Annotated in this window: 21 protein-coding genes and 1 tRNA gene; 5 read left to right on the top strand and 17 right to left on the bottom strand. The window is 47.0% G+C overall.

Translation table 11 applies throughout. The features are described from left to right. Positions 1–366, bottom strand: coding sequence for a winged helix-turn-helix transcriptional regulator (locus NFI80_RS05605; RefSeq protein ID WP_275978147.1), 366 nt, complete (start codon positions 364–366; stop codon positions 1–3). 79 nt (positions 367–445) lie between these two features. On the opposite strand from NFI80_RS05605, the gene NFI80_RS05600 reads away from it, so the two are divergent. Beyond that, positions 446–1,336 carry an NAD(P)H-binding protein gene (locus NFI80_RS05600; RefSeq protein ID WP_235164601.1) on the top strand — a complete coding sequence of 297 codons (891 nt, stop codon included), beginning with the start codon at positions 446–448 and terminating at the stop codon, positions 1,334–1,336. Between the two features lie 103 nt (positions 1,337–1,439). Here NFI80_RS05600 and NFI80_RS05595 read toward each other — a convergent pair whose 3' ends face one another. The 4 genes from NFI80_RS05595 to NFI80_RS05580 form a co-directional block, all read right to left on the bottom strand. After that, the gene (locus tag NFI80_RS05595; protein ID WP_235164602.1) at positions 1,440–4,898 is read right to left on the bottom strand and encodes a PVC-type heme-binding CxxCH protein; all 3,459 of its coding nucleotides are present in this window, start codon (positions 4,896–4,898) and stop codon (positions 1,440–1,442) included. A 78-nt stretch (positions 4,899–4,976) separates the two neighbouring features. Next, the gene (locus NFI80_RS05590) at positions 4,977–6,206 is read right to left on the bottom strand and encodes a GDSL-type esterase/lipase family protein (RefSeq protein ID WP_235164603.1); all 1,230 of its coding nucleotides are present in this window, start codon (positions 6,204–6,206) and stop codon (positions 4,977–4,979) included. 142 nt (positions 6,207–6,348) lie between these two features. Continuing rightward, a complete protein-coding gene (locus NFI80_RS05585) occupies positions 6,349–7,260 on the bottom strand; it encodes a helix-turn-helix domain-containing protein (protein ID WP_235164604.1) in 912 nt (303 codons plus the stop codon). A 3-nt stretch (positions 7,261–7,263) separates the two neighbouring features. Beyond that, entirely contained in the window at positions 7,264–8,271 is a 1,008-nt protein-coding gene (locus NFI80_RS05580; RefSeq protein ID WP_235164605.1) for an aldo/keto reductase, read from the bottom strand. A gap of 158 nt (positions 8,272–8,429) precedes the next feature. Between NFI80_RS05580 and NFI80_RS05575 the strand changes: the two genes are divergently transcribed. Then, positions 8,430–9,425, top strand: coding sequence for a hypothetical protein (locus tag NFI80_RS05575; RefSeq protein ID WP_235164606.1), 996 nt, complete (start codon positions 8,430–8,432; stop codon positions 9,423–9,425). Positions 9,426–9,502: 77 nt separating this feature from the next. Here the strand turns inward: NFI80_RS05575 and NFI80_RS05570 are convergent, their stop codons facing one another. Continuing rightward, on the bottom strand, positions 9,503–11,860 hold the full coding sequence (locus NFI80_RS05570) for an ABC transporter permease (RefSeq protein ID WP_235164607.1): 2,358 nt from the start codon (positions 11,858–11,860) through the stop codon (positions 9,503–9,505). A 233-nt stretch (positions 11,861–12,093) separates the two neighbouring features. Here NFI80_RS05570 and NFI80_RS05565 point away from each other — a divergent pair, with 233 nt between their 5' ends. Next, entirely contained in the window at positions 12,094–13,125 is a 1,032-nt protein-coding gene (locus NFI80_RS05565; protein WP_235164608.1) for an SGNH/GDSL hydrolase family protein, read from the top strand. Positions 13,126–13,139: 14 nt separating this feature from the next. On the opposite strand, the gene NFI80_RS05560 is transcribed toward NFI80_RS05565, so the two are convergent. The 4 genes from NFI80_RS05560 to NFI80_RS05545 all read right to left on the bottom strand — a co-directional run bounded on the left by NFI80_RS05560 (position 13,140) and on the right by NFI80_RS05545 (position 15,012). Beyond that, positions 13,140–13,703, bottom strand: a complete 564-nt coding sequence (locus NFI80_RS05560) for a DUF4256 domain-containing protein (protein WP_235164609.1) — start codon at positions 13,701–13,703, stop codon at positions 13,140–13,142. Positions 13,704–13,816: 113 nt separating this feature from the next. After that, the gene (locus NFI80_RS05555; protein WP_235164610.1) at positions 13,817–14,197 is read right to left on the bottom strand and encodes a DoxX family protein; all 381 of its coding nucleotides are present in this window, start codon (positions 14,195–14,197) and stop codon (positions 13,817–13,819) included. Between the two features lie 7 nt (positions 14,198–14,204). Further along, the gene (locus NFI80_RS05550; protein ID WP_235164611.1) at positions 14,205–14,687 is read right to left on the bottom strand and encodes an SRPBCC family protein; all 483 of its coding nucleotides are present in this window, start codon (positions 14,685–14,687) and stop codon (positions 14,205–14,207) included. Position 14,688: 1 nt separating this feature from the next. Then, positions 14,689–15,012 (bottom strand): ArsR/SmtB family transcription factor, encoded by a 324-nt coding sequence (locus NFI80_RS05545; protein WP_233798148.1) that lies wholly within the window; start codon positions 15,010–15,012, stop codon positions 14,689–14,691. A gap of 121 nt (positions 15,013–15,133) precedes the next feature. Between NFI80_RS05545 and NFI80_RS05540 the strand changes: the two genes are divergently transcribed. Continuing rightward, the gene (locus NFI80_RS05540) at positions 15,134–17,206 is read left to right on the top strand and encodes a sensor histidine kinase (RefSeq protein ID WP_235164612.1); all 2,073 of its coding nucleotides are present in this window, start codon (positions 15,134–15,136) and stop codon (positions 17,204–17,206) included. 94 nt (positions 17,207–17,300) lie between these two features. Here the strand turns inward: NFI80_RS05540 and katG are convergent, their stop codons facing one another. The 5 genes from katG to NFI80_RS05515 form a co-directional block, all read right to left on the bottom strand. Further along, on the bottom strand, positions 17,301–19,577 hold the full coding sequence (gene katG, locus NFI80_RS05535) for a catalase/peroxidase HPI (RefSeq protein WP_255703558.1): 2,277 nt from the start codon (positions 19,575–19,577) through the stop codon (positions 17,301–17,303). Positions 19,578–19,701: 124 nt separating this feature from the next. Then, positions 19,702–20,199 carry a GyrI-like domain-containing protein gene (locus NFI80_RS05530; protein WP_235164613.1) on the bottom strand — a complete coding sequence of 166 codons (498 nt, stop codon included), beginning with the start codon at positions 20,197–20,199 and terminating at the stop codon, positions 19,702–19,704. 175 nt (positions 20,200–20,374) lie between these two features. After that, a complete protein-coding gene (locus NFI80_RS05525) occupies positions 20,375–21,298 on the bottom strand; it encodes a helix-turn-helix domain-containing protein (protein WP_235164614.1) in 924 nt (307 codons plus the stop codon). 47 nt (positions 21,299–21,345) lie between these two features. Next, on the bottom strand, positions 21,346–22,242 hold the full coding sequence (locus NFI80_RS05520; RefSeq protein ID WP_235164615.1) for an SDR family oxidoreductase: 897 nt from the start codon (positions 22,240–22,242) through the stop codon (positions 21,346–21,348). Between the two features lie 96 nt (positions 22,243–22,338). Beyond that, positions 22,339–22,722, bottom strand: coding sequence for a VOC family protein (locus NFI80_RS05515; RefSeq protein WP_374760344.1), 384 nt, complete (start codon positions 22,720–22,722; stop codon positions 22,339–22,341). Between the two features lie 462 nt (positions 22,723–23,184). On the opposite strand from NFI80_RS05515, the gene NFI80_RS05510 reads away from it, so the two are divergent. Then, positions 23,185–23,535 carry a hypothetical protein gene (locus NFI80_RS05510; RefSeq protein WP_235161988.1) on the top strand — a complete coding sequence of 117 codons (351 nt, stop codon included), beginning with the start codon at positions 23,185–23,187 and terminating at the stop codon, positions 23,533–23,535. A gap of 1,292 nt (positions 23,536–24,827) precedes the next feature. Here the strand turns inward: NFI80_RS05510 and NFI80_RS05505 are convergent. Together NFI80_RS05505 and NFI80_RS05500 are read right to left on the bottom strand one after the other, a co-directional pair. Next, on the bottom strand, positions 24,828–26,060 hold the full coding sequence (locus NFI80_RS05505) for a site-specific integrase (RefSeq protein WP_235164617.1): 1,233 nt from the start codon (positions 26,058–26,060) through the stop codon (positions 24,828–24,830). A 255-nt stretch (positions 26,061–26,315) separates the two neighbouring features. Beyond that, a tRNA-Lys gene (locus NFI80_RS05500) sits at positions 26,316–26,388 on the bottom strand. Positions 26,389–26,701: the final 313 nt, after the last annotated feature.

Here is a 26,701-nt window from a genome sequence, read left to right as displayed (position 1 = left end):
TTAAACAAACGCTTGTCTCTTCATATCCTTAAAAGCCCATTCTGCCATGGCCTGGATCACGGGTTGGAGGTCCCGGCCAGAATCCGTGAGCGTGTAAGTTACAAAAGGAGGCACAACCGGCCGTGCTTCGCGGATAAGTAATTTGTCATTTTCGAGCTGTTTGAGATGCTGGATGAGCATTTTCTCTGTAATGTGCGGCATCTCCTTCTTGATCTCCGAATAGCGCTTGCTGCCCGCCAGTAAGTGATACAATATAATGGGTTTCCAATGTCCACCAATCTTGTTCATCACATAAGTGACCGGGCATTCCTGCATCACGATTTCCCGGTTGGCATTGTACGTCGAGCTTTCTTTAACCTTTGTCATGGATACATACTTTGGGGTAAGTACTTGTAGAAAAGTAAGTACAAATATAGCTTTGCAACATCATTAAACAAAAAACAACATGAAATATATCATCACAGGATCACTCGGAAATATCAGCAGACCCGTTACAAAAAACCTGGTTGCAGCCGGACACGACGTAACGGTTATCAGCAGCAGCGCAGACAAAAAATCAGAAATCGAATCCCTCGGCGCAACAGCCGCCATTGGTTCTTTAACCGACTCAGCATTTTTGAAAGACACATTTCAAAATGCAGAAGTGGCTTACCTGATGATCCCAAGCGATTTCGCCCTTACTGATTATGCCAAATTCCAGCTAGAAGTAGCTGACAAATATGTAGAAGTACTAAAAGGCAGCAACATTAAGCGCATCGTGCTCCTCAGCAGCCTGGGTGCACAATTGCGGAAAGGTGCAGGTCCGATCGATGCATTGGGTTATCTTGAAGAGAAATTGCTGGCACTGCCCGGCCTGCATGTAAATTTCCTCCGCCCCTCCTACTTCTTCTCCAACCTGTTCAGCCTCGCAGGCATGATCAAGCACGCGGGCATTGCAGGAAATAATTTCGGAGACACGGATGAAAAGCTGGTTCTGACCCATACCGACCACATTGCTGAGGTTGCAACGGCAGCATTACTAAACCCTACCGAAGGGAAAACCGTCACCAACATTGCCAATGACGAGCGCCATCCAAGCGAAATTGCTGCAATCCTGGGCAACGCAGTCGGTAAAGAAAACACACCCTGGATCACATTCTCAGACGAAGACGCCTACAACGGAATGCTCGGTGCGGGCCTAAACGAAAGCTTCGCAAAACTATATAAGGAGATGGGCCAGGCTCTAAGAAGCGGGCAAATGCAGGAAGAATACTGGAAAAACCGCCCCGAGCAGCTGGGCAGCTACAAACTGGAAGACTTTGCTAAGGAGTTTGCCGGGGCGTATGCAGGAGCTTAGTAAATGTTAAAAAAGCGCCTGAAATTCTGGAAGCAGTAACATAAAAAGCGACCCTGAATATCCAGGGTCGCTTTTGACTTTTACACTAAATATCACTTTCCTATCATTTCCCCATCCGCAACCGCGTCTGTGCTCCGGCATCTGCGTCCTTTAATGCTATTTTCAAACCTACATCTTTTACCGCGCTCCGGTCGATGACCAGCGTAACTTGCTGGATGCCCGGGGTTAGGTTGGTGGTAATGTTGTCGCCCGACATTTTTACGGGTTTGCCGGCGATATAGGCGGTGATTCCGTTTGAAATGTTTGAGGTTAATGTTACGCTGCCTTTTGTTAAGACCTCAATTTCAAAACGGACAACGCTGAATGATTTGCCGGCCGTGGTTTCCACAACGGGCACTTCGTCGAGGGGCAGCTCACCTGAGACTTTGCTGTAAACGGGAGCGTAAATGACTTTTGAGCTCTTTGTTACGGTAAATGCGCCTTCGCTCATTCTGTTTGCCGTTTGTTTATCAGCGGTAACAGTTTCCCAGCGTCTTACAAACCTGGTGTTGGGCACGCGGAAGTCTCCGGATTCTCCCATTTTTGTTAAGAAGCCGACTAAATTGATAAACTCAGTCTGGTCGAGGCTGGCAGTGAGGCCGGGAGGCATGAGGGACCCCGGGACTTTTTCCATCACTTGCAGCTGGCTCTTTGCAATGGAAACCTCCTTGCCCGTCACGTCACGTATAATCACCTCCGATGCGCCGTCACTGGCCAGGTAACCCAACATTTCGGAGCCATCTTTCTTCACAACACGTTTCAGGTCATAACCTTCTTTAATCGATAAATTTGGATAAAGAATGGAGCGGATAATGGTTTCAGGAGGTGAGCTGGTTCCCAAGCTGCTCAAATCCGGCCCGATCAGACCACCTGCGCCGCCAATGGCGTGGCAAGTTGTGCAGCTTGCCTCAGCCCTGCGGAAAATTTGTTCCCCTTTTGCAGGATCTGCCTTTTCCCTTACAAGTTTGGCGAGGCCGGCGATTTGGTCATCATTCAGGTCCTGCGGCATTTTCTGTGTCGGCATTGAGCCGCCTGAGGCTTCCAGTGCTTTTTTGAGTGCAAGCATCTCATCAATGTTCTGACGCGTCCATCCGGCGCGCGTTTGTACAAGGCGGCGACCGGCTTTGGCCGTGGCTTCCGGGATTTTTTTGGCAGCGATGGCGTCAGCTAATGCGGCAGCGCCGGGGTTGGTTGAGATAAATGCCATGAAAAGATCGCTCATATCGGTGTCGGCTGGCAATGTCCGCATCAGTTCTGATCCGATGCGTGCTGCCTCTTTGGGATCCAGTTTGGCCAATTGCGCCGCGGCGATCATACGCACTTCCGGCGCATTCTTTGCACCAGTCATATCCACCGTTAGTTTGGTCGCCTTTTCCTTATCAATGGCTGTTAATGAGGCCAATGCTGCTTTTTTCGTACTTGGCGTGCCTGACTGTATCAAGCCCGTCAGGCGCTCGTTCAGTTGCGTCAATTTCCAAAGACCGATCAACCGGATCGCGCTCAGGCTTACGGCTTCGTCGTCATTACCAATAAAATCCGCGATTCGCTCGGGTGATTTGTCAGGTTTCACATTCCGCTGGCCAGCAGCATCTTCCAATGCGGCCAGCTGGGCAGCAGCGTTTTTATCCTTGCTGGTCAGTGCCAGATCCAGCAGCATATTAAGGTCAGATGGCTGCCCCAGCCTTGCAATGCTGGTGAGCACATCTTTCTGATATTCCTCCGGAACCTGGCCTTTTTGATAAAGCTGCACAAGCAGCGACGCTGCCTCAGGACTTGTTGCCGACTTCAGTGCATAAGCCGTTTTCCTGGCATCGCCCAACAAATTCGGTTCCGTCTTCATTTTAGCAAGCCACATCGGCTCCAATTCTCTCACCGTTTGCCATAATGCAAAATCCAGGAATTCATCCATTTGCCCGTCCAGAACAGATAAAGCATTTTTTGCGGCATCAGCCGTTTTGGTCTTACGCAACGCAATCACCGCTTCCATTCTCACCTGTGCATGTTCATCTTTTACTGCCTTAGCAAGCAATGCAGGCACATTCTGCACTTTTGGAAACCATAATTCCAACGCACGCAATGCTGCTGCACGCGCGTTATGACTTTTTGCATTCAGCAATTCAAGTAAAATCGGCTGGTTAAAGGTTTCGAGCGTCTGATAAACCCAAAGCGCTTCAAGCAGATTGTGCTCGTAATTCGCATCATTTTTATCCAAACCTTGCACCCATTTTTCCAAAGCGGGCACCACTTCTTTGGCGCCTTTTGCCTTCAAAACCTGCTTAGCCTGCAAGCGTGTCCATTCTTCGGGTAATTTTAATGATTCCAGCAGCTCCGTGGTGCTTGCTTTTGTTAATTGCGGCTTGGTAACCAGCGGACGGTTTTTTGCGACGATCCGCCAGATGCGGCCATGCTGCTGATCGCGGCGCGGGTCGTGGAAATCTACTTCTCCATGCTGAATGATCGGGTTATACCAGTCGGCCACGTATATCGCGCCATCGGGACCCACATTGATATCCACCGGACGGAACGCCACATTGTCGGTCCACATGAGGTCGTCTGCCTGTTTTGAAGCGTAACCTGCTCCTTGTTCTTCGAGTTTGAAGCTATTGATCCGGTTGGCGCGGAAGTCGTTGGTGATCATTCTGCCTTGCCATGCGTCGGGCAAATGTTTTCCTGAAACCACATCCAGACCACTGTGTTTGGGCTGACCGGGATTAAGGCCCCGCATGATGCGTGCTGCGCCCGGTGCTGTCACAAATGTTGCTCCCGGAAATCCGTAGTTAATGCCCTCGCCGCCTGCTCCATCCGTAAGAAACGATTGTCCCCAACGGTCAAATTGCAGTCCCCAGGGGTTAACCAGCCCTCTCGCATACACTTCCATGTCCAGGTTACGTGTATTAAGTGCCCATACACCGCCGCCTTCAAGACGTTTTATACCAAAGGGCGTTTCTACGTGGCTATAAATGTAGATCGACTGGTTGAAATACATTCTTCCTTCCGGTCCCCAGCGGAATGTATGGATCAAATGGTGCGTATCACCCGTTCCGAAACCGTTCAGCACGCGGCGCTTCTTGTCTGCTTTGCCATCGCCGTCCGTATCCGAGAAATGCAGGATCTCGGTTGAATTGGCCACATATGCACCGCCGTCACCCGGCAAAATTCCGGTGGGCTGGATAAGTCCTTCGGCAAAAACGGTTGACTTGTCAGCCTTGCCATCGCCGTCCGTATCTTCCAGAACAAAAATCTTGTCATTAGCAGACTCGCCCGTTTTCAAATGCGGGTAAACCGTGCTGCTCACCACCCATAGGCGCCCTTCCGCGTCCCAGTTCATCTGAATAGGCTTGGCCACCATCGGGTCGGAGGCAAATAATGTGACCTCAAAGCCATCCGCAACCTTGAAGGAAGCGAGTTCTTTCTGAACATCCGGATCGGGATCTTCTTTAATGTTCTGAACCTTGTTGGAAGAGGTCGTCAGCAGGATCGTCGCCATAAGCGTCGCTCCATATAGTAACTTGGTTGCTTTCATATTTTTGTAGGCAGCTAGCACCACCCTATATCTTTGTAAGTATATCTAATAGTTTGTCAGCCCGAGCGGAGCCGGGGGCTAATCCATTTTTCTCAACTCATACACCACTTCCTTCGGCTCGCTGTTGAGTATGATCTGGCCTTCGAGCCATTTGATCAGGATGTTCTGCTCTTCGAGACCTTTCACATGACGGCCCTGCTCATAACGGCGGAAACCAATGATGTAAGTCTGGTTCAAAGGACGATATTGAAAGAAGTGTAATTCGTTCTTTTTCAATATCATATTACGGATTTCAGCAACCTTGGCAAATTGAGGGCCTTGCTTTATTTCAACACCTTTTTCCCAATCCTTCGCTGACGCCGATGCTACCTGATCGTTTTCTGAAAACAATGCGTAATAGCCCTTTTTCAAACCTGATATCCTGACTGTCCGGGCGTTATCTGTGATCCAGTCAGCGGATCTGGGTGAAGGCAATGGCAGGTATTTGTTGTCAACCGCAAATCTGGCTAAGACGCCCTCCTTATCCGGTGTTAATGATCGACCATTCGAAACGTCCGCTTTATTGTTAGCGATACTGACGGCTGTTGAGGCTTTTGCAGCATGCAGGCCCAGCGCTTTTTCAAGCGTTGTGGCCAGATGGTAGTAACCCAGCTCATTCAGATGCACTGTATTTTCAATGATAGAATCCTTTTTACTAACGTTCAGGATCGGGTTGTAAATGTCGATAAACTGCTTTTTGCGCTGCGCTGCTACTTCCGAAATGGCTTTGGAATACAATTCCAGATCTGCATTGCGCTGGCCGATGCGTTGCGCCGTGTCGCTGGAAACGACCGGGATCGTGGATAGCAAAATAGCCTCTGCACCAAGCGCTTCGATCTTGTCCAGAAGCTTGTTCAAACCTTCCTTGAAATGCGGCAAGCCTGCCTGTCCGTCCTGCGCTTCCACGCCGCCGTAACCCAGGAAAACAACCGTTGGCTGGGCCTTGGTAATGTCCTCCATCAAATGTTCGTAAGGCGTGGGCGGGTTGGTATAAGTGCTTCTTCCCTCTCCCCAAACATTGTCCCCCGTCCAGCCCAGGTTCCTGAAAGTCACGCCCTTATCTGCAAAACGGGTGGTCAGGGCGAGTTCCAGATAACCATACTGAAAATCGTTTTCAAAAATGGAACTGCCCAGGAATACGACCCTGTCGCCGTCTTTCAATGTAAAGGCTGTTGCAGGTTTTGTCTGGGCGTAAAGGGAAGGGATTGGTAATGTACTGAACAGGAATAAAATATAGCCAAATACAGCGGCTATCCGGGTCTTTCTCATGCATTCTGGGTTTAGGATTATTATTTTATAATCTATAAAGTAGAATGCGGAGATAAGTTAACCGTTGAGGGGCATAAATATATGCCCGCACAGCTTTACAACGACCGTCGAAAGTCTGGCTATGCGGGCATTGCATTGAGGATCAGTTGAATGACTGCCTGAATTCCAGCGGAGAAAGCGCCGTTTTGCGTTTGAAGATTTTGTTAAAAGACTGCGGATGCTCGAAACCCAGCTGATAGGCGATCTCGGCAATAGAAAGATTGGTGGTGCTCAAAATGCCTTTTGCCTTCTCAATAAGCTTGTTATGAATGTGTTGCTGCGTATTAAGTCCTGTGTAAGTGCGCAGCATATCGCTCAGGTAATCGGGCGAGACATTCAGTTTTAAGGCTACATCTTTCACGGTCGGCAATGCCAGGTTTGCGTTGTTGCTGAAATGTTCGTCCAGCAATTCTTCGAGCTTAACAAGCATGTCGTTATGCGCGGCTTTACGCGTGATGAACTGCCTGTGATAGAAACGATCCGCATAGTTAAGCAGCACTTCTATTTGCGAAATGATAACGCGCTGGCTAAAATTATCAATGTTGGCTTTATATTCCTGTTCAATATTTTCCAGAATGTTATAAATCACATTCTCCTCTTTTTTGGATAAATAAAGCGCCTCATTGACGGCATAGGAGAAGTATTTGTAATTTTTGATCTCCTTAGCAAGCGGGTAACCCAGGAGGAAATCCGCATGGAACATCAGCATAAACCCCGAGCAAGGCCTGTCGTTCCGTTCCTCCCAGCAAAGCTGGCCGGGCGAAATAAAGGACAAAACGCCCTCATCAAAATCATAATAACTCTGCCCGTAACGGACCTTGCCCTGAAAATCTCTCTTCACCGCGATCATGTAAAAATCGAGCACACAGCCGTCGCTAAGATCGATGGGAGAATTGTAGATCTCGTCAAACCGCACAACGCTCACCATCGGATGCTCTATTTCCTTGATGCCATACATGCGATGGAGTTCACCAATCGAGCTGATTACCAGCGGAGTATTCCTTTGCTTTTTCATATGTTATTCGTCAATCCAGCCCATTCCGGCTTCGTCGTAACGTGCGCCGGTAACACCCAGCGGCACAATGCTTTCCAGGTTTGTCACTTCCGCTTCTGTTAATACAATGTTTGAGGCCGCAATGTTCTCTTCAATGTATTTCACGCGCTTCGTTCCAGGAATCGGAAGATGCCCTTTTGCAATGACCCATGCAATGGCAAGCTGCGACGCCGTAACGCCTTTTTCCAAAGCCATTTTTTCGATCGCATCGGCGAGTTCGAGGTTTTTGTAAAATTGCTCTCCCTGAAAACGCGGGATCGAACGTCTGAAATCATTGGCAGGGAAATCGTCCGGGCTTTTGATCCTTTCACCAGAAATAAATCCACGTCCCAGCGGCGAATAAGCGACGAAACCAATGCCTAACTCCTGCAAAGTATCCAAAATTCCGGCTTCTTCCACCGTTCTTTCAAACAAAGAATATTCTGTTTGCAGTGCTGTGATCGGATGCGTAGCATTTGCTTTCCGAAGCGTTTGAGAAGAGACCTCAGAAAGGCCCAGATAACCCACTTTTCCTTCCTTAACCAGCTCTGCCATAGCGCCAACTGTGTCTTCGATAGGCACTTCGGGATCCAGGCGGTGCAGGTAATACAGGTCAATGTAATCCGTTCCCAGATTTTTCAACGAACGCTCAACGGCTTTCCTTACATAATCCGGCTTTCCATTGAATTTCCAGGTAAGCTGCTCATTATCATCAATTTCAAAACCAAATTTCGTGGCGATAATGTAACTGTCCCGGCTGCCATGAATCGCTTTTGCAATGAGCCTTTCGTTCAATAGCGGGCCATAAAGATCGGCTGTGTCCAGGAAATTCCCGCCCAGTTCCAGCGAGCGGTGAATGCTTCTGATCGCCTCACCTTCGTCTGCTTTTCCGTAAATATCAGCGCCCGCAATCTGCGTCATGCCCATGCAACCCAGTCCTATATTGGGCACTACCAGGCCCTGGCTTCCTAAATTTACTGTTTTAATGTTCATCTTTTTTTGCTTTTAGTACAATACAAAACTACCGTAAACTAAAAATCGGGCTGTATCCAAATCAGGGAAGGTTGTATCCAAAAGCCGGGACGCCATTTTTAAATGAATTTTCCGACATTCGTCCCTTGTCAACCGATACACTGCATACATTATACAGCATGAGATACTGCTATGTTTTCCTGATCATTCTCGTTATGAAATCCACTGCCGCACACGCCCAAACGGAAGCGCCCATCCAATCGCTGAACCATTATGTGACCTTCCTGGACAAATCGTCCGAATCGCTCATCGCACGTTTCAAAATGCTGGCCGGTTACCAGGACGCGGTAAACCGGTATAGCAAAAGGCCCGTTTCGGAGCTGAGATTATCCTCTTCGGGACCATTGGAAGATTATTATTTCAAAAAAGCAATGACCGTAAATGGCTTGCCGGCCGCGGAAATGGATCATTTGAACAAAAAAGCAAAGGAGATCTGGGATTTGCTTAATGAGGTAGACGTTGCTTTCAAGGAGCTGGAAACGCATGTGCGCCTGAAAGCCTATCAAAAAGATAATCTCAAACAATCCGCTGAATATGTAGCTAAAATCCAACCTTTGTTTGAACGCTTCGCCCAGGAGAAAGATGCCCTTTACCAGCAAGTGCAGCACATTTATCAAAATCACCAATCCTCCTCCGCGACGGACCCGTATTTGGTTACCGAAAAAGCAATGGAGCAAGTGATCCTCAGTCAACGTGCACTACTCGATTCATTACCCTACCATTTAAAAGAAGAAACACCTGCCGACTGGCCGGTAGAAACGATCCGGCAAAGCATGCTTGCCGACGAAAAATATCTCGAAACCATTTATAGCACCTTGCACATGCTCGAGTATCCGGCTGATGATATGTTAATCGCATTCAAAGCGGCCATCCTTTCAATGCAATCATTAAAAGGCAGGGCAGTTGATGACTACACGTTTGCGGCAAAGCAATCGGCCGAGCATGGAAATCGCTATTATGTGCTGCTGATGAACCAGTTTAATCAGGACCTGCTGGCATTTCACAAATCTTTCGTCACTTACAGCCAAACCAAACGCAGGCTGCTTTACTATCCGGCGTTCAGCCCGGCATTTGCAAAACATCGCCCGGATGATCGATTTGTTACAATCGGATAGGGATACAGACGGCAATGAGGCAAGCGGCTTGCTACTGAGTGACCCGCCGCTGAACCGCAATTTGAGTTTGTGAACATTTACTCATTACCGAGCGCCTCCACCGGATTGCCAGTTGCCGCCTTGTAAGTTCTGGTGCTGATAATCAGCCCGCCTAGCAACAAAAGGACGCCAAAGCAAAGGCCTAATGTTTCGAAGCCAATGCTGACATGGTAGGCAAAGTTGAATAAAAATGCATACCCAGCCAGATATCCGAGTGGCAATGCAATGGCGCCTGCAATGGTGAGCAATTTTACGAAATCGCGGGACAAAAGCCAGATGATCTGTGCGACTTCTGCGCCCATCACTTTTCGGACGCCCACCTCCTTAATGCGGGTTTGGGTGTTATAGGTAACCATTCCGAGAAGTCCGAGGCAGGCGATCGAGAAAGAAATGCCAAGCAGTAAAGCCATGAAGCTGATGTCGTCCATGTGCGCGTGGCGCTCGTACAGGAAGTCGTCAAACCATTTTCCCTCGAAAGTTTCGTAGGGTTTCAGTTGCTTAAAGATGCGCTTTGTTTCTTCCAAAACCCTATCCTTCGAACCGGGCGTCACAGCCACGTGCATGTAACGCAAGCTGGACATTTGCGGGCGAATGATCAGCGGCCGGATCTGCCAATTGAAGCTGGTAAACCGGAAATCTTTAACCACACCGGCAATCTGAACTTCTGTGCTGTCATTGAGCCAGATCGATTTGCCAATGGCCGATCTGTTATCTAAAAGATTAAACTTTTTGACCGCTTCTTCATTGATCAGTATGTGCCTGCCGGATGCTGATTTTTTCGATAAATCCTGTCCTGATACCAATGTTAATTGCAGTGTTTTGGTAAAATCGGGTGCCACGTCGCAGATAAACGACGGGATCGTCTGCTCATCTCCACGTTTCATTTTAATTCGCTCCGTGGCGCCGTGATGGCCGAATGGTTCTGATATGCCCGAAACGTGTTCCACGCCGGCCAGCTTGCTTACTTCGTTGGATAATCTTTCATATGAAATGCTGTTCAACGGAATGTTCAGCACGTTTTTTGTCCGGAATCCGTAGTCGCCGGTTGCCATGTAATATTGCTGTCGCATCATGGTCACGAGCGCGATCATTGCGAGTAACGAAATACTGAACTGCAAGACAATCAAAGTCTTACGGAGTGAAATTCCACGAATCACTTTCAGGCCGTTGCGGCTGCGGAGCACTTCGGCAGGCTGGAAATTGGAAAGGACTTTGGCGGGGATCATGCCTGCCAATAACCCGGCTGCAATGCTGAAAGTGATAAAGGCAGCCCAAAGTTTCCAGTCCCAGACCACGCCTCCGATCAGCCATTGCTGTACAAATGCCATCGGCTTCACGAGTTCGAGCATCATATAAGCAAGCATGAGCGCGAGCAAGGAAAGGATCACCGACTCCGCCATGAACTGGCCCAAAAGCTGCCAGCGAAGCGCGCCCGAAGTTTTCCGGATCCCAACCTCACGCGCGCGACTCATGGACCGGGCTAATGTAAGGTTAATGTAATTGAATGCAGCCATCAGCAATGTTACCAGGCCGACGGCCATTTCGAGCATCAGTCCGCTGATCTGAGGCTCATAAGTGCTGTTCATTAACTCCTCCATAGCCGGAGAAATATCGGTGAGTGGTTGTGCACGAAAATCAAGAGACTTTACACTACCGGGGGCCAGGTTAGCACTTTCCCGCTTGCCGACGGACGGCAGCGTTTCTTCCAGCTGGCCTTCTGCAATGCCCTCTTTTAACAAGATATAGGTGTAACTTTTGCCGAAATCATTCCAGCCTTTTCCCTCATCGAAAAGGCCCATTTTGTCTGCCGGCAGCGCAAAGAGGATATCAAATTTGAGATGGCTGCGAAAAGCGGTGTCGGGAACTACGGCCGTAATCACGGATGGTGCGATCCCCTCCTGCTCCAAAACCTGCCCAACCGGATCCTGTGTGCCAAAAATCTTTTCCGCCGTCGCCTGACTAATCACAGCCGTACCCGGCGCAGCTGGGAATTGTCCTTTCAAAACGGGATAGCCAAACATTTGAAAAAACGATACATCAACAGCGAAAGTGAGAAAATCCAGCCGCTTATCGTTGCCTTGCACTTCGGCATAAGTCCTGACAACGCGTGCGGCGTTCTCTACGGAACCGTAATCCTTTTTTAGCGTTTCTGCCAGCGGCAATGGTGTTGTTGCGAAGGCCGTCTTGTCGTTTTCATTGCTGATCACATCTGTGATAATCCGGTAAATGCGTTCCCCTTTCGGATGAAAATGATCGTAGTCCAGCGCTCCTTTGATATGGGCAATGGCAAGAAAACAGACCATCAGTCCCGAAGCCAGGCCGAATATATTGATGAAGGAAAAAAGCCGGTGTTTCCAGATGTTTCTTACCGCAATTTTGAAGTAGTTCTGTAACATATGATCGGTTTAGGTCAAGGATGTTATTTGTTTGCAAAACATTTGTTCCATTGCCAGAAGGTGCCTTTTTCAGCTTCTAATGCTATATTTTGCTATGCTAAACTGTACGCTTTCGGACGGAAGATGTTCGTTTTATGGTAACACGGTAAATAATTGAAACCAGCCGGTGACACATTCGTTTTGCTTTTTGATAGCCTAAATTCCTTGTTGTGGCATTATTAATGCTAAGGTCAATGAGGCGCGCTTCCTTTTACATTGTTTACTTTCTGATCCTGTTCATTTTCACAGAGCTTATATTGAGATCCGCTCTGGCGTTTTTGGGCTATCCTTTTTTAAGGCCCTCTGATTTTCTCTACAAAAAGTTCTATACGAATATGGACGTTTTGAATTCCATGAAGATCAGAAATGATGATGCAATCAAAGATGTGCTGATTCTCGGGGGCTCCGTGATCAGCACGGGATATCTTAATCTGGAACCCAGGCTTGACTCACTTTTGAAACAAAAATATGGAAGCCATGCAAAATTCGCATTTTACAACATAGCAGCTCCTGCCCACACCGCGCTGGATAATCGGATCAAGTACGATCTGCTGGACAAGCAAAAGTTTGATCTCGTCATTTATTACGAAGCCATTAACGACACCCACGCGAACAACATTCCGCCTGTAAATTTCAAAGACGATTACGCGCACATTAAATGGTATGACGACATTTACCTGCTTTTAGCACACCCCGAGATCAATGTAACCGTTATTCCCTACTTGTGTGATAAGGTGATACATTATATAAATGATAAGGTCAGCCATAAGATATATCTGAGTCAATATGGTGTGGATCCGGCGTTTGCAAAGTTTGGAGCCCGGGTCCGGAGCGGGCGGGTGTATGAGCATAACCTCAACAGGATTATCGGGAAAGCGCGCAGCAAGGGAGAGAAACTGGTTCTGCTGAGTTATGCCTCTCATTTTCCTGCCAAATATCCGCTTAAAGGCGATACAAGCGATGTGAAGCACTTTGCCAAATGCAACTTCGCAACCCCTGTTACCATGTGGGGAAGTCCTGAAAATGTTAGAAAGGGAGTGGACAGGCACAATCAGATACTCAGGAAATTAGCCCAAACTTACTCTGTAACACTCATGGACATGGAAAAGCGCCCGCCCGCCGACTCTTCGTTATTTTGCGATGTCTGTCATTTGAGCGAAGCCGGTGCGACGCGCTTCGCGCAGGAACTTGCCGCATTTATGATTAAGGAGAAATTACTTGAATAGCCGGGGATAATATTCTAAACCCTGAGCGAACCGCGGAAACCCCTTGCTGCATAATAAGAATCGGCGCCATTATGGTAAATAAAAACGCGGTCGAAACGTCGGTCACCGAAGATTGCGCCTCCCAATTTTCTGACGTTAGCAGGCGTTTTCAACCAGCTGGATGTTTTCAGATCGAACTTGCCTAATGCCTGCAATTGCTGATATTCTTCTTCGGTCAGCAGTTCCACACCCATTTCGGAAGCCATGTCCATCGCGGTGTTTTCGGGTTTGTTGGCTTTTCTTGACTCCCAGGCTGCCCGGTCGTAACACAGGCTTCTCCGGTCTTTGGGGGTTTCAGGCGAACAATCAAAGAAAATGAATTCGTCTGACTTTTTATCGTAACCTACTACATCCGGCTCACCGCCAGTCACTTCCATTTCGTCCAGCACCCAGAGCTTCTCAGGATCGGCTTCCAGTTTTGCCTTGATTTTATTCCAGTCCAGACCTTCGTGGCGGCTTTTATTCTTTTCAAAACGGGCTTTCAATGTTTCCAGTAATTCGCTGGTCTGTTGCTCGGATAACTGTTTTTTATCTTTCATAGTAGTTTTAAATGCCACGGATGCACGGATGCACACGAATTTTTGAATATTAAAGTGATAATAATTTGTATTCTAATTTCGGTTGGGAGAAATAACTTAGCTGATGATACGTCTTAATTTATTGCCGGCAGCTTCCGCGACGCTGGCCTGAAATACCAGGAAACAACTGTCAGGACAATTAATAATATGGGTCCGAAAAATTCCTTGGCACCGTCGCCAGCCGCCATGTGAGAAAAGACAGCACCGGACATGGTGAAGAAGAAGCCTGCATATGCCCATTCTTTGACCAATGGCAGCCTGGGAAGCAGCACTACAACCACACCAAGCATTTTCCAGACACCAATGATCGTCAGAAAATAAAGCGGATAACCCAGATGCGTCATCATGTCCACTTCCTCTTTGAGTTTGATGATTTGCACAGCACCGCTGGATACCATGCCTAATGAGAGCCATACAGTTGCAATCCAGTAAATGATCTTGTTTCTCTTTGTCATGATAGGCTTATTTTAACTGATATACAACTTCCTGCAATCTGTTGTGCGCCATGTTAATGCCTTGTGCGAATGGCATTTTCAAGGTTTGGTCGCGCAGCGCTACTGTTTTATAGACCAGATGCATGGTCAGCTTGCTGGTTTCATCTGTCATCTTTTCGAATTCCAGGAATTCGAGCTGAACGGCAAACTGGAACGGAGAGCCCGGCGTATTTTCCATTTCAAATGTCCGGGTAATTCTTTGGTTGGGAATATATTCCGGAAACACACCATTGGCCCTGAATACAACATTGCCCTGCGCATCGGATGTCTCGAACTCGTAGGCGCCATGTTTCCTGTTCTCCATTTTCACCACTTTTGTTCCCATCCATTGCGCTACGATCTCCGGCTCCGTGTAAGCTTTGAAAAGTAAATCCAGCGGCAGATCAAACTCCCTGGTGATGAAAATTTCTTGCTTGCCATCTTCGGCGTGAACCTTGGTTTTGCGTTCCATATCATTTATTTGATTGATAATTTTTCATAATCGCTTCCAGCTTGTTAAACCGGTCGTCCCACATATTGCGGAACGGTTCGATGAAATCGGCCACTTCTTTCATCTTCTTTGCATTAATGTGATAGTAAATCTCCCGCCCGTTCTGGTGCTGTTCGAGCAACTCACATTCGGTAAGAATTGCCAAATGTTTGGAAACCGTAGGTCTGGCCGTATCGAAATTGGCAGCAATGGCGCCAGCTGTCATGGTCTGCGTCGCAACCAAAAGAAGGATGGCCCTTCTCGTCGGATCTGCTATGGCCTGGAAAACATCTCGTCTTAAATTCATTGTGTAGCTATTTGGCTACGAATTTAAGCGTAGTCATTTAACTACGCAAATTTTTCATTAAATTTTTTTTAGCTAGCCTGCTTTGTTGTTAGCTTCCGTCGCTCAAACTATCACTCTATTAATGATGGATTACTTCTATCAGCTTACTTTTTTGAACAAATACAACATTATTCTTGCCGGGCTTCTGCTAATTCTTGGTTTTTCAGGGTGCAAAACATCAACAAAAGGGGATCATGAACAAGTTATGGACGCATGGATTGATAGCCTGGACCGCGATTCTCGCAAGATTGGGATTAAAAAATGCATCGTGACATTTGACTCGCTAATGGCCACAATTGACGATCAGACGTTAAGTGACCGCATGCGCTACTACAAATTCATGAAGGTCCTCAGCCACAGGGATTCAACATTGACGGAAAATGCGCTGAGTTACACGGATAGCTTACTACAACTGTTTCCTACTGCGCAGATCCGCCAGCAATTTCCCGCTGAATACTCCAAAGCATTGCTTTTGAAAGGGGATGATTTGTTAAAACAGAAAAGATTTTACCAGGCCTACCGCAACTATTATCACGGCAAATCCTTTTTGACCAGTCTCGGCGAAACGTGTGAATGTGCCCGATATAGCAGCCGGATCGCCAGCATTTCCTTTAAAGAAGAAAACTATTACCAGGCCATAGAATATTGGAAACATGAACTGAAAGAGTTGGCTGAATGTAAGCAGTCTGGCAATTTCCAGCTCGAATTTATTGAGATGCAAGGCAGCCTGAGGAACATTGGGATAGCACATCTTTACCTTAATGAGCCGGATATTGCCTTGCAATATTTTCAGCAAGCCAGTGATTTTATTAATAAACACTCGTCAGAGTTTCCAAAAGAACAGAACTACATCCGGTTCGCGCGGATTGTGATGGTAAGGAACGAGGCGGAGGCCTATTTCTTGAAGGGCGATATGGAAACTGCTGAAAAGCTCATCAAAAAATGCCTGATGCATGACCCGGAAATTGACTGGTCATTAGAAGTAGAACAGGAATCGCGGCAGTTGCTTACCAGAATTTTTATTAAGACAAAAAAATTTGACAAAGCCGCAGAGGAGCTTACAATACTGAAAAAGTTGCCGGGCGCATTGAATCATCCTGCTAATGTGATTCTTTATCAAAAAATGGAAGCCTCTATCTTGTTCGGACAAGGAAAATTTGAAGATGCAGGAAAGATGCTCATCGCCGGTATGGAAGCCGACCGGGTGATGAAATTGAAAAAGAATGTGGAAAACAGAAGCGATGTAGGGCAGCTGCTGCAACAAATCCAGAATCAACACGAAGAAGAGCTCGTCGAGGAACAGGATACGCGTAAGGCTTTGCTGCTCGTATTCAGCATTTTGCTATCTGTCACCCTGGCGGTGATCGCCTACCTGATATGGCGCATTGCCCGGAAAAGTTTAAATAATTTGCGCGCTGTTACTGATTTGAACAAAGTAATCACGCAAAGCAACATTGTATTGCAAGACACCGTAAATGCGCTGGAACAAGCTGAGATTGAGAATGAACACGTTTTGAAGATCGTCGCACACGATTTGCGCAACCCGATCGCGGCCATTACTTCCGCTTCTCAACTTGTGTTTTGGGATGAAAAGCCAACAGAAGAACAAACAGAACTCATCACTAGCATTCAACAATCGGCCGGGAAGGCCAATACGCTGATCAGTCAGATTCTCCAATCCAGCTCTGATCGCAAACGTGTTGCCAAAAGTGAGGTCGCATTACAGGAGATCGTCCAGTCATGTATTGATATGCTCAGCCACAAAGCCATTGAAAAACAGCAAAGGCTGGACTATCATTATGAGCAAGTTATGGTGCCGGTTGACAGGGAAAAGATCTGGCGCGTATTCTGCAATCTTCTTAGTAATGCCATCAAATTTTCACAAAAAGGTGGGACGATCCGTATTAATCTTAAAAAACAGGATGAAAAGGTCCTGTTAACCATCGAAGACAATGGGATAGGCATACCGGAAAGCCTGAAAGACGAAGTATTTTTGCCTTTGGGCAGTGCTAACAGATCCGGGACGGCTGGTGAGCAATCGTATGGAATCGGACTTTCCATATGCAAGCAAATTGTGGAAGCGCACGATGGCCGGATCTGGTTTGAATCCGGGAAAGAGCGGGGAACTACGTTTTTTGTGGAATTGCCAATTTGATTTACAAAACATAAAATAAATAAAAAGGGTCGTCCCGGCTAACCGGCACGACCCTACCTTTATAAAAAGCTAGCTGGATAATAACCAGACTGGCTTACTTGGCCAGATCAAATCTGTCAAGATTCATCACTTTTGCCCATGCCGCCACAAAATCCTTTGCGAATTTGGCACCTGCGTCGGCACTTGCATATACTTCTGCAACAGCCCTTAACTCAGAATTGGAACCGAAAACAAGATCCGCGCGGGTTGCCGTCCATTTAGGCTGCCCTGTGGAGCGATCGCTTCCGAGATACACTTCCTTATCCTCTCCCATGGCTTTCCAGGAAGTGTTCATATCCAAGAGGTTTACAAAAAAGTCGTTGGTTAACTTACCCGGACGTTCTGTAAACACACCATTTTTGGAACCGTCGAAGTTGATGCTCAATGCGCGCAATCCACCCACCAGAACGGTCAGCTCCGGTGCTGTCAATGTCAGCAGTTGTGCTTTGTCGATCAGCAATTCTTCTGTTGAAACCGCATAAGTTGTGCCCCGGTAATTACGGAAACCATCCGCAGCAGGTTCAAGATAACTTACTGATTCAATGTCTGTTTGCTCCTGAGAAGCATCCATGCGGCCGGGTGTGAAAGGAACCGTTACGGCATGACCCGCTTCCTGAGCCGCCTTTTCCACGGCTGCGGATCCGGCCAAAACGATCAGGTCCGCCAGGGACACTTTCTTGCCGCCCGTCTGCGTGCTGTTAAACTCGCCTTGAATGCTTTCCAAAACGCTAAGCACTTTCTGCAATTGTACGGGATTGTTCACTCTCCAGTCTTTTTGCGGAGCCAAACGAACGCGTGCACCATTGGCACCGCCGCGCTTGTCGGAACCGCGGAATGTAGAAGCCGAGGCCCAGGCTGTGGAAACAAGTTCAGAAACCGTCAGACCAGATGCAAGGATATTCGATTTCAGAGCGGAAATGTCGCCGGCATCAACCAATGTATGGTCCACCGCCGGAATAGGATCTTGCCAGATCAGCACTTCCTCAGGCACTTCCGGTCCCAGGTAACGCGCACGCGGACCCATATCACGGTGCGTAAGCTTGAACCACGCACGGGCAAATGCATCTGCAAATGCGTCCGGATTTTCCAGGAAATGTCTTGATATTTTTTCGTACTCGGGATCCAGCTTTAATGCCAGGTCGGTGGTCAGCATCGTCGGAGCGTGCTTTTTGCTGCTGTCATAAGCATCCGGGATAATGTCGCCCGCGTTTTTGGCAACCCACTGGTGCGCGCCTCCGGGGCTTTTTGTTAATTCCCATTCGAATGCAAACAGGTTTTCAAAGAAATTGTTGCTCCACTGCGTCGGTGTGGTTGTCCAGGTTACTTCCAATCCGCTGGTAATCGTATCCGCGCCACGGCCCGAACGGAAGCTGTTGCTCCATCCTAATCCCTGTGCATCTACATCCGCCGCCTCAGGCTCATTGCCCACGTGATCCGAGGACGCGGCGCCGTGGGTTTTACCAAAACTGTGTCCACCAGCGATCAGTGCAACCGTTTCCTCGTCGTTCATTGCCATGCGGCCGAATGTGTCGCGAATATCTTTTGCTGCTGCAATAGGGTCTGGATTTCCATCCGGCCCTTCCGGGTTTACATAAATAAGGCCCATATGCGCGGCGCCAAGCGGTTTTTCGAGCGTACGCGAGTGGATTCCTTCTCCTGGATTTTCGTCGGATGACACAACACCATGTCCTGCAACGCCTGCTACACCTTTTGCATAACGGTGATCATTGCCCAGCCAGGTAGTTTCCGCTCCCCAGTAAACGTCTTCATCAGGCTCCCAAACGTCTGCACGACCGCCTGCAAAGCCAAATGTTTTAAAGCCCATGGATTCCAGGGCAACATTACCCGTAAGAATGAGCAAATCCGCCCAGGAAAGCTTCTGTCCGTATTTTTGTTTGATAGGCCAAAGCAAACGACGCGCTTTATCCAGACTGACATTGTCCGGCCAGCTGTTCAGCGGCGCAAAACGTTGCTGTCCAGAACCACCGCCTCCGCGGCCATCAAACACGCGGTAAGTTCCTGCACTGTGCCAGGCCATCCGGATAAAAAGCGGCCCGTAATGTCCGAAATCCGCTGGCCACCAGTCCTGTGAATCCGTCATAAGCGCTGTCAGGTCCGCCTTTACAGCTTGCAGATCAAGACTTTTGAATGCTTCTGCATAGTCAAAGTCCGACTCTAGCGGGTTAGTCTTGGATGAATGCTGGCGCAGTATACTCAGCTTCAACTGGTTAGGCCACCAGTCGCGGTTTCTGGTGCCACCGCCGGCAGCATGACTGTCCATAGAGCCGTTCAGAAACGGGCATTTGTCAATGTTATTAAGGTCCTTATCCATTTTATGAGGTTATAGTTGAAAAAATCTCACGCATCTTAACTTGTGATTGGCAAGTTATGCTTTTGGAAAGGATAATCACAATCGATTAATTCTATAAATTAATAGGAAAAATCTATTCTTCGATTTAGTCTTCAAGCAGGAAAACAATTTCTGTCTGCCATTTTTCAGGATTCGGTTCCAACTCCGGATCGACCAAATAGAATTCCGTACGTCCACCCCACTCCGTTCTGCCGCCCTCTGTTGCCGACTTCTCAACAAGTCCCTGCTCCTTAATGTAATTTTCCAGCGCGATATGCGCCTGCATCATATCCTTAAAGTCTCCCGTATAAATGATGCTTGCATAATTTCCCTCCGGAAAAGCACCAGCGCGAATGTAACCATCGCCCTCAACAGCCTCGTTTACAGGAAAACCAGCCTCACAATCCATCTCGCCGGATCGGGCCATTGATTTATAAAGAAAAAAATCCGGCCCGCCTGCTTTAATGCCGCGATCCTCCATGTATTGCTTGACCACAGGAATCAACGGCGGCAGCACATCCGGGATCTGCTGCATTTGAATGGTTTCTGCAATGGCCAGGTAATGCAGTTCACCGCGGCGCTGAATGGTAGGTTCTGAAAGCATAATGGTTTTTATCGTTTGTTTATCTTACAAATTTACCTATCCATGTATGACCACGAAGGGCTAATCACGACAAATAAAAGGGCAAATCGCGACAAAAACCCTGTTCGCCAGCGGCTTACTTTACGCATTCTAGATTTAGGACACTCGTCGCCGACATTCAACTCCTGATAACGTCTCAGTTAAAAGACTGCCGGAATTCCATTGGAGAAAAATTGGTTTTTGTTTTGAAGAGTTTACTGAAAGATTGAAGATGTTCAAACCCCAACTCGTAAGCGATCTCACTGACAGACAGGTTAGTAGTGGAAAGCTTCTGCTTTGCCAGTTCGATCAGTTTGTTGTGAAGATGCTGTTGCGTATTCTGGCCGGTCAGCGATTTAAGCAAACTGCTCAGGTAACCTGGCGAAATGTTGAGGTTTTCAGCAATATAAGTAACGCTCGGCAGGCCTTTCTCAACTAGCGCACCACTGGTGAAATAATGGGTAAGCAAGTCTTCGAGCTTGGACAAGATCTCGTGGCTGGTAACCTTTCGCGTGATGAACTGGCGCTGGTAGAACCTTTCCGAATAGGTCAGCAATAATTCCAGCTGCGCAATGATCACACTTTGACTGAACCGGTCAATATTGCCCTGATACTCCTGTTCAATGCTCTGCGCGATGGTGTTAAGCATTGTTTCTTCCTTGTCTGATAAAAACAATGCTTCGTAAACCGAGTAGTTAAAAAACTCGTATTGCTTGATGGTTTTGGCCAGGGGGGTGTTCCATAAAAAGTCCGGGTGGATCAGGATCATCCATCCTTCGCGCTTATGGCTCCCGTTTCCTTTCTCAATTTCCACCCCAAAAACCTGGCCTGGCGACATAAAGAAAAGCACACCCTCATCAAAATCCTGAACCTGCTGGCCGTATTTGAACTTAGTATTTGTCACCCTTTTCATGGCTATGGAATAAAAGTCATAGATCATACTAAATGCATCTTCGGCCATCGGCTTGCTCAAATCCTCCATGTGCACCAGGCTGATCAGCGGGTGAGTCGGCTTGGGCAGGCCCGCGGCACGGTGGTATTCAGTAATCGTATGAAAATGAAAAAGCTGTTTACTATTCATAGTACTGATAAAGTTCGCGATTATTTGAGTTGCAAACCGCCTGTAACTTAGTTTTTCGTATAAATTCCGCTTTCAATATCAGCAAGCAAGGTCGAATGCGTCGGATGCCAGTTCAATTGTTCCTGCGTGCGCTTGCTTGATGTCGGGCAATCGATAGCCGCCATATGAGCGAACCAGCCAAAATGTTCGGCCGCTGTCTCATGGGCAACCGACACGACGGGTATATTCAGCTGTTTGCCAATTGCTTCCGCTATGCTTTTAACCGGAATCGCCTCTTCCGCAACGCCATGAAACCGAGCAGCAGCAGATGTGCCATGCTCCAAAGCAAGTCTGTACAGCGTAGCCGCATCAAACCTGTGGACCGCATTCCATCGGTTCAGCCCGTCGCCAACATAAGCAGAGACTCCTTTTTCACGCGCTATATTTACCAAAAAGGATACAAAACCATGATTATCATCTTCGCCATGTACCGAAGGCGATAAGCGGATAACCGCAGCATTAACGCCCGATGCCGCTACGGCATCTGCCGCTTGTTCGGACGCCCGCGGCCAGGCCGGATCGACCGGCGCGATGATATCTTCGGTGGCTACCCTTCCCGGACTTACCAGTGCAGAACCGGACGTTATGATAAAAGGCCTGTCGGAACCCGCCAATACATTACCAATCGTTTCAATCGCCACACTATCCGCCCGACAAACTTCCGCAAGCCGCGTAAAGTCGTGGATAAAACCCGCATGTATTACGCCGTCGGCCAGCGCCGCACCGCTGCGAAGGCTATCTAGATCTTCCAAATCGCCCCGGTGAACTTCTGCACCTGCATTAATAAGCTTTTGAGACGAAGCCTCCGAACGGGCCAGTCCCAAAACCTGATGCCCCGCTCCTATTAATTCCCGCACAATGGCTGTGCCAATGAAGCCCGTGGCTCCCGTAACAAATACACGCATAACTGATCTTTTTTTGTTTATGCAAAGATCGCTGCCGCCAGTCGCCCACATTTAGCCAAATCTGCTTTTGATTTAGCCAAAAAGCGGGCATTTAATTCAAGAAACCCGTGCGCGCTCAATTGCTTCCGCCGTTAAAGGCGTAAAGAAGTTCACCAAATTACTGTCAGCGTCGCGGAATAGCAGGGATCGATTCCCCCAGGGCATGGTCGTCGGGGATTGAACAAGTCTGTCTCCAAGGTAACTGGCTAGCCGCTGATAATGGGAATCGACATCTTCGACCTGAAACTCGATGATCACAGAGCGGTTCGAACCGGGTGTGGCAGCATGGTCACCACCGAAAAGCTGCAACGTCCGAACACTTCTGATCGCCAATGCAACCGTTTCTGTTCTCAGTTCAGCAAAATCGTCCCTGTACTGTTTTAAGGCCATCTCTGCAACTGTCTGGTAAAACGCTACTAATGGTTGAATGTCTGCAGTAATAATCCGCGCTGATGCAAGTCACAACTGTATGTCAACATGAAGCTGCAGGAAGTCCATTTATAAATACAGCCCATTTCTTACGCATTCCTAAGTTCCCAAAACTTATACGGAAGCTAAGCTAACGCTAGTTTATACTAACAAATCTCACGAACGGCGCATTTTATGAGATTTTGAGGAAAGCATGTATCTTAGGAAAAATTCATAAATCAAAACCACGGCGTCAACAATGAGACCAGAATCAATATTTGTTCAGATAAGAAATTTCTTGATCGATGCATTCAATGGTAGGATCAAAATTGATGTTTCTTGAATAGAGGTGAAATTACGTATAGATCGTGCTTATTCGGCTGAGACTTATCTTTTTGGTAGGCAAAATATCTTTTCAATTTGGGATTTGATGCATGGTCGGCAACGGAGCGTTTTTAAGAACGGCAATCATTCAAATCAATTCGGAGCTGGCCTATGAGAATTTCAATAACCATCATTGTGTACATCTTTCTCCTGACAGCAATCGGTTGCAAAGAGGATGAAGAGCCTAAAAAAAATGAATGTGGTTGTGAGAGTGAAAAAGAAGCTGATATAAACAACGTCAAAGGTAAGATTGAGTTTAATACCTCGGAACAGCCCGTTTCCTACACGCTTTATGGATATGGAACAGCATTAGTCGTATGTAAGGACTCAATATTTGAAAGACTTTTGGAACAGAATAATTTGATTGATGGGGATAGCATTGTGTTCAGTGGAGATGCGAAACACTATTGTACGGATTGTGAATTCTGCGGTTTAATTAAAATTACCAGCTTGTCAAAATAGTGATCTTCGCTGAAAGGAAAGCCAGGTTGCAGATTGATGAAGCCACCGAATAACTCACCAAAAATTTGTGGCAAAATGAACATTTGGCCCAGCCCGCAAAAGAAAAAAGCCTGCTAATCTGTTGATTAGCAGGCTTTTGATGCTTTTTGTTATTTCTTCAAGTGATCCCGCTGGGATTCGAAGCCGATCGCGGCACCGCCAGGACCCATACATTAAAAGCGGCCGGCGTTCCGGTGTATTGCTCTTCCAACTGAGCTACAGAATTGCAATTAAACAAAAATAGCGCCCTTTCGAGGCGCTTTTGTGATCCCGCTGGGATTCGAAGCCGATCGCGGCACCGCCAGGACTCATACATTAAAAGCGGCCGGCGTTCCGGTGTATTGCTCTTCCAACTGAGCTATGGAATTGCAATTAAACAAAAATAGCGCCCTTTCGAGGCGCCTTTGTGATCCCGCTGGGATCATACTTTTTGAGATAACAAATTATTTATCAATTACTTACGTCCTGTCAAATCTGGTACTCACCTTGTCACTCACCAAATTCTGGTGTCTGGCTTGCAATAAGGTCAAATATATGAAAATTTACAAAAAATCTCCTGCCAGCGACTTCGGAGCATTTGGGCGGGCCAGATTCAATTGTATTACAATTGTACATCTGGCCGATTGCGGTTTAGAGGCAATCCCGTAAGGACTATCAAAAAGCTTAGTCCGAGAGCATGCAAGAAAAAGTCAGATGGACATAAAGACATTGGTTGCAAACTGCCCATGAGCGCTTAGGCAGTTGTTTTGTCCATGATTTTGCTTTGTGATAGCAAGTATAAAAAGAAGATGTTTGCAGCACACAGACTGAATTCCTAAATTGTCACCAGTAATGTGTTCCAACCATGGCATCCCCAGGCTTTGAAAATAATTTATAAGATTACTTATCCGAATGGGAAAATCTACATTGGCAAGGACTTGACAAACTCCATAAACTATTTTGGGAGTGCGGACAATATTTACGTCGCTGCCGACTTTACGATTGAGCAACGGAAAAACTTCACAATTATACGAGAGATCCTATGGGAATCGGAAACGGCATCCTTGCAGGAGGTCAACAAAATCGAGATTCAGTATATTCGAGAATATCAATCGAACAATCCCAAAATTGGATACAACAAATTTCCAAAGTTTAAGCCATCGACACTGACTGAGGATTTTTTAACCGAATAAGCGATTTAAAATTATTTTTCACCTTCTCTCTCGCGATCCCCTTTCACAAATAGGAGGGGTCGTGAGAGAGAAGGTGCAGCGCTAACCTTCCGTACCAGATCTTCGTGAGAGCCTGCCTTTCAAAGCCTGCATATCTTCACTAACCTTCGTATCAAGAATCTTCGCATAAATCTGAGTAGTGCGAATATTTGTATGCCCTAGCATTTTAGATACGCTCTCAATCGGCACACCATTTTGCAGAGTAATGGTCGTCGCAAAAGTATGCCTGGCAACGTGTGAAGTAAGAACCTTGTTAATCCCGCAGATCACGGCGATCTCTTTCAGATAGTCATTCATCTTCTGATTGCTCGGCACAGGCAACACGAGGCCGCGCGATTCGCAAAGCGGATGATCTTTATATCTGTCAATAATTTGAAGCGCTTCTGGTAGCAGCGGAATATGAGATTTAACATTCGTCTTTGTTCGCTGGCTGAATATCCATTGCTCACCGTCAATTCCCCTTGCTATCTGGCTTTTTTCAAGCTTCTGGACGTCGGAGTAAGCTAGGCCAGTGAAACAACAAAAAAGAAAGGTGTCGCGCACCTGTGCGAGACGATCACTGGCAAATTCTTTGCTCGCCATCAAGTCCAGCTCAGCTTTGGTAAGAATCGCTTTTTCAACCTTTTTAAACTTGCCTTTAAAATTCAAATATGGATCAAGATTCATCCAGCCATTACCCAGGCAAATGTTTACGATCTTACGAAACATTTTCATGTGCTTCACCACCGCATTATTGCCCATCTTACGAACAGAGCGCAGATAGAACTCATAGTCGGCGATGAAAGCGAAATCGATCCGGCTAATGTCAAAGTCAGTTGTGTTGAAGGTCACTTTCAGGAATGCCAATGTATGGCGTTCGAGCACTTTATAGCGGTTGAATGTGCCTATCGCATATTCTTGGCCGACCAACGCCTTCATTCGCTCGTTATGGTCAGCGATCACTGTCATCAGTAACCGCTGCTTAGGACCCACACCAAGAAATTTGTTTTTGATTGTCTCCGCCGTTATCAAAGCATCGTCACGAACCAGGGCGGCGTGAGCATCTAACAATTGCTGCTCCAAGTTGCCGAGATAAGAATTAATAGACTTGACTGCCTCCCTCGCACCAGTAGCTCTACCAGCCACCGCATTCCACCGGCTAGGCTCACATTCTCGTCCGGTGGTAAATTCCACCCTCTTACTTTCAACCGTAATGCGCAAGTAAATCGGCACCGGGCCTTTTCGATAGTTTTTCGGCTTCTTCAAATAGAAAAGCAGACTGATCTTTGTTTTCATACCTTTTTCAGGTTAAAAAGTTGAACAAAAGTAGTCTTGCAAGCCTATTCAGTACAAGATGTTTACGTGATAAACAGGTTGTTATACAATGAGTTGTAGCGATTCTGGTGAGTAAAATTTGCAGATTCTTGAACTCACCGAATTAATCACCAAAAATTTGTAGAAAATTGAATGTTTTGGCATAATCGGAAAAGAAAAAAGCCTGCTAATCGTTTGATTTGCAGGCTTTTTGATGCTTTTTGTTATTTCTTCAAGTGATCCCGCTGGGATTCGAACCCAGGACCCATACATTAAAAGTGTATTGCTCTACCAGCTGAGCTACGGAATCGGTTGGTTATGTTTTGCTGCTAAACCTCAGCTTCTTTCCTCGTGTCCTGTTCCTCAATCGTGGTGCAAAGGTACACTTTAAAAATATCCTTCCAAATCACAGACAAAAGTTTTTGTTCCACACAAATTTTAAGAGGAACTAACGGTCTGTTTACAAGACAAATGACAGCTTAAAAATTTTTTTCTGAGCCGTTCTAAATTTGTAATAACAGGAAAAATAGGCTCCCGGGCTGCCAGTGCAGATTACTGGCAAAAATAATACGTAGCTGAGCTGGAACTTTTTATTTAAAGGTTGTTATAACTTCTTAATATTT

Source organism: Dyadobacter chenhuakuii, from assembly GCF_023821985.2.
Lineage (GTDB): Bacteria > Bacteroidota > Bacteroidia > Cytophagales > Spirosomataceae > Dyadobacter > Dyadobacter chenhuakuii.
The sequence above is the reverse complement of the archived record's forward strand: the minus strand, read 5'-3'. Positions and strand labels throughout refer to the sequence as shown.

Excerpts from the sequence above, each read along its gene's own strand:
- NFI80_RS05565 (WP_235164608.1), top strand. The coding sequence starts at position 12,094 with ATGAGGCGCGCTTCCTTTTACATTGTTTACTTTCTGATCCTGTTCATT.
- NFI80_RS05605 (WP_275978147.1), bottom strand. The coding sequence starts at position 366 with ATGACAAAGGTTAAAGAAAGCTCGACGTACAATGCCAACCGGGAAATC.
- NFI80_RS05520 (WP_235164615.1), bottom strand. The coding sequence starts at position 22,242 with ATGCGTGTATTTGTTACGGGAGCCACGGGCTTCATTGGCACAGCCATT.
- NFI80_RS05560 (WP_235164609.1), bottom strand. The coding sequence starts at position 13,703 with ATGAAAGATAAAAAACAGTTATCCGAGCAACAGACCAGCGAATTACTG.
- NFI80_RS05585 (WP_235164604.1), bottom strand. The coding sequence starts at position 7,260 with ATGAAAAAGCAAAGGAATACTCCGCTGGTAATCAGCTCGATTGGTGAA.
- NFI80_RS05540 (WP_235164612.1), top strand. The coding sequence starts at position 15,134 with ATGATGGATTACTTCTATCAGCTTACTTTTTTGAACAAATACAACATT.
- NFI80_RS05525 (WP_235164614.1), bottom strand. The coding sequence starts at position 21,298 with ATGAATAGTAAACAGCTTTTTCATTTTCATACGATTACTGAATACCAC.
- NFI80_RS05570 (WP_235164607.1), bottom strand. The coding sequence starts at position 11,860 with ATGTTACAGAACTACTTCAAAATTGCGGTAAGAAACATCTGGAAACAC.
- NFI80_RS05600 (WP_235164601.1), top strand. The coding sequence starts at position 446 with ATGAAATATATCATCACAGGATCACTCGGAAATATCAGCAGACCCGTT.
- NFI80_RS05590 (WP_235164603.1), bottom strand. The coding sequence starts at position 6,206 with ATGAGAAAGACCCGGATAGCCGCTGTATTTGGCTATATTTTATTCCTG.
- NFI80_RS05545 (WP_233798148.1), bottom strand. The coding sequence starts at position 15,012 with ATGAATTTAAGACGAGATGTTTTCCAGGCCATAGCAGATCCGACGAGA.
- NFI80_RS05595 (WP_235164602.1), bottom strand. The coding sequence starts at position 4,898 with ATGAAAGCAACCAAGTTACTATATGGAGCGACGCTTATGGCGACGATC.
- NFI80_RS05550 (WP_235164611.1), bottom strand. The coding sequence starts at position 14,687 with ATGGAACGCAAAACCAAGGTTCACGCCGAAGATGGCAAGCAAGAAATT.
- NFI80_RS05575 (WP_235164606.1), top strand. The coding sequence starts at position 8,430 with ATGAGATACTGCTATGTTTTCCTGATCATTCTCGTTATGAAATCCACT.
- NFI80_RS05580 (WP_235164605.1), bottom strand. The coding sequence starts at position 8,271 with ATGAACATTAAAACAGTAAATTTAGGAAGCCAGGGCCTGGTAGTGCCC.
- NFI80_RS05530 (WP_235164613.1), bottom strand. The coding sequence starts at position 20,199 with ATGCTTTCAGAACCTACCATTCAGCGCCGCGGTGAACTGCATTACCTG.
- NFI80_RS05505 (WP_235164617.1), bottom strand. The coding sequence starts at position 26,060 with ATGAAAACAAAGATCAGTCTGCTTTTCTATTTGAAGAAGCCGAAAAAC.
- NFI80_RS05510 (WP_235161988.1), top strand. The coding sequence starts at position 23,185 with ATGAGAATTTCAATAACCATCATTGTGTACATCTTTCTCCTGACAGCA.
- katG (WP_255703558.1), bottom strand. The coding sequence starts at position 19,577 with ATGGATAAGGACCTTAATAACATTGACAAATGCCCGTTTCTGAACGGC.
- NFI80_RS05555 (WP_235164610.1), bottom strand. The coding sequence starts at position 14,197 with ATGACAAAGAGAAACAAGATCATTTACTGGATTGCAACTGTATGGCTC.